This is a genomic window from Moorena sp. SIO4E2, assembly GCF_010671945.1.
In the GTDB taxonomy this organism is placed as follows: domain Bacteria; phylum Cyanobacteriota; class Cyanobacteriia; order Cyanobacteriales; family Coleofasciculaceae; genus Moorena; species Moorena producens.
Genome location: NZ_JAAHIE010000776.1, coordinates 1 through 2,893, shown reverse-complemented (window position 1 = coordinate 2,893; position 2,893 = coordinate 1). Strand labels below are relative to the sequence as shown.

Below are 2,893 nucleotides of genomic sequence, written 5' to 3'. Positions count from 1 at the left end.
TCTGAAACAGTTGATAAACTCAAAGAAATTCTTATGCCTCAAGAGCTTGTAAATCTCCAGGTAGAAGACATTGACGAAAATTAATCCTGATTTTAGGATGCTCTGGGATTTGATTCCATTGCCACCGTTAATGTGATCTCGTGAATCGAGAAAGATTTCGATATGGAGTGTTACTCCGGACTGATTAATGGTAATATTTAAGGCGATATAACAATATTGACCCTGAAGGGATCAGGTCAAAATTGTATTACCTATGTAATATATGCCATCACAGCCAACTACAACCCATCAGGGGGCTATAGCTTTAGTACAAATGCTCGGCCTAACTGACATGCTGCCACCCTGGCGGCGTGATGAAAGTTGTTAAAATCATTGCTGTGTCTGTTTTATGATCTGGATAGCTCAAAGTAAGTTGTTGGCGAATTATTAGACATCTCCAGAAACTCGGTTTTGACCCAGGCAGTGCAAGGGTTTGAGGTTAATTTTTGGCGAATTATGATTATTATATAATCAGGAGATAACTCTAACGGATTCAACATTTATGGTGCTAACCATGTCTGAAGTTAATCAACTAAAATAAATTCTTCTTGGTGAAGAAAAGATGTATATCTATCTGGTAGAAGACATTGACGATAATCTCTCATTATTTGAGGATGGAATGGAATTCGAATCCATTGCTACCGTTGAAATGATATCCTGAATCGAGAAAGATTTCGATGTGGAGTTTTCCGACTCCGAACTGATTGATGGTAAAATTTCTATAGGCCATATAACAATATTGAGCATGACGGTATCAGGTTAATTTTGTAGAAAAGATCAACTATATTGTACGATCACAGCAAGCTAAAACTCATCAGGGGGCAATAGCTTTAGTACAAATGCTCGGCATAAGTTAAATGCTCTCCCCCTGACGGCCTGACACAAGTCGTTAAAAGCATTGCTGTGTCTGTTTTATGCTATGGACAGATATGAGTTGTGTGTTTTTTTGCGAATTCGAGAGATGTGTCAGGCACTATAAGGATAGAAGTTTAATTGATTCAACATTTCTGGTGTTAACCATGTCTGAAACAATAGTTAATCAACTCAAAAAAATTATTTCTGAAGATCTAGATGTCAATCTCAATGTAGAAGACATCGATGAAAATTTATCATTATTTGAGGATGGTCTAGGATTTGATTCCATTGCTACTGTTGAGCTAATTTCGTTAATTGAAAAGCATTTTGATGTTGAGTTTTACGAATCTGAACTAGATCTTGAAACCTTCAAGAATATCAAAGTTATGGCAGAGTTTATAACTAGCAAAAAAGAATCTCTCCAAATGGAAATAGTGTGATAATTGCTAAACTATCACACACAAAATTAGTTAGCTTTGGTGCCTAACTACTCAACAAATCAGCCTCTAAAAAATCTGCTCTACCAGAGCGCAGCAAGAAAAACAGAAAACCACCCACCAAGGAATTAATTATGGTAGCAACTGTCGAACCTACTAAAATTCTAGAACCCAAGCGGATTCCTTTAATTACCAACTATCCATCATTTCGGAAGTGGAATAAAGAGGCTGTTAAGGACAAGATGGAAGACCAGCCAATGTCCATTTATGTGCATATTCCCTTCTGTACCCAAAGGTGTTCCTTCTGTTACTACAAAACACTAGACATGAAGGAATACAGGCCAGAAGTAGAAAGCTATGTGGATACTCTATGTCAAGAAATAGAGATGGCTACTGATTACTTCGACATAGGAAATCGGCCAATTCATGCCGTTTATTTTGGCGGTGGTACTCCTTCTTTGTTAGTAGAGCATCAATTCGAGAAAATAGTTGCTGCTCTGCGCAAGAAATTTAAACATTTTGACAGCAAAGAGCAATTTTCTCTAGAAGCAGAGCCTCTAACTGTTTCTCGGTCTAAAATGGAGACTCTCGCTCAGTTGGGAGTAACTCGCCTTAGTATGGGCGTGCAATCCTTTGTAGATGAAATTATTAAACTGAGCGGACGAGGACATGATGAAAAGCAAGCTTACAGAGCTATTGATATTGCTCAGGAAGCTGGCCAAGGTCAGTGGAATATTAACATAGATTTGCTTAGTGGGTTGGCTGGAGAAACTGACGAAACTTGGCGAGAAAGTCTTGAATGTGCTCTCAAGACCGGAGTAGAAAGCATTACCGTTTACAAAATGGAAGCTTTTGCCAACACTGAAGTTTTTAAATTGGGAGTAAAGGACGAGAAATTGAATTTGCCCTCCGATGAGCAAGAAATGCAATTTATGGCCTATGCCATGGAGCGTTTTGAACGGGCAAATTATAAACCCTGGAGCTTCTTTACTTACACCAAAAATGGCTGCGATGAAAGTAAGTACATCAGCAGCGCTTGGCGGGGCATGGATTTTTATGGCTTTGGTGTTTCTGCCTTTGGTTCTTTAGGAGATCACCTGCTACAAAATACCAGCGAACTAGAAAATTATTCAGAGATAGTAGGATCGGGGGAAATTCCCATAACTCGCGGCTATCGTTATACTAGCTTTGATCGTATGGTGCGAGAAGTTTTAATGGGAATGAAACTTCTGCGTTTAGATTTGAAAGGATTTAAAAATCGTCACGGTTTGAGATTAGAAAAACTCTGTGCTCCAATTTTGAGAGAATTAAAGGCAGAGGGTTTTGTTACCGTATCTGACCAAGCGATTGATCTGACTTCAAAAGGTATTCTTTATGGAGACTATGTGAGCAAAACACTCTCCGACAGCCTCCAAGACATGTATCGTTAGAAGTTAGTGGAGCCATTCGCTAATTATTAAGTGGTGAGACTTACTCACCACTTGCTACCAAGGTGCTACCAATAGGAGCAGGAGAATCCCCAGTTTCAGATGAAGCTAGATACTGAGTTCTACAAACTTCCT

Annotated in this window: 2 protein-coding genes; both read left to right on the top strand. The window is 39.0% G+C overall.

Annotated elements, in window-relative coordinates; translation table 11 throughout:
* The first annotated feature begins 1,058 nt into the window (after positions 1-1,058).
* Positions 1,059-1,334 (top strand): acyl carrier protein, encoded by a 276-nt coding sequence (locus F6K37_RS37020; RefSeq protein WP_287255973.1) that lies wholly within the window; start codon positions 1,059-1,061, stop codon positions 1,332-1,334.
* Positions 1,335-1,465: 131 nt separating this feature from the next.
* Entirely contained in the window at positions 1,466-2,761 is a 1,296-nt protein-coding gene (gene hemW, locus F6K37_RS37015) for a radical SAM family heme chaperone HemW (RefSeq protein WP_287255971.1), read from the top strand.
* Positions 2,762-2,893: the final 132 nt, after the last annotated feature.

What these genes read in the sequence shown, in the direction of transcription:
- F6K37_RS37020 (WP_287255973.1), top strand. Translation starts at nt 1,059, where the DNA reads ATGTCTGAAACAATAGTTAATCAACTCAAAAAAATTATTTCTGAAGAT.
- hemW (WP_287255971.1), top strand. Translation starts at nt 1,466, where the DNA reads ATGGTAGCAACTGTCGAACCTACTAAAATTCTAGAACCCAAGCGGATT.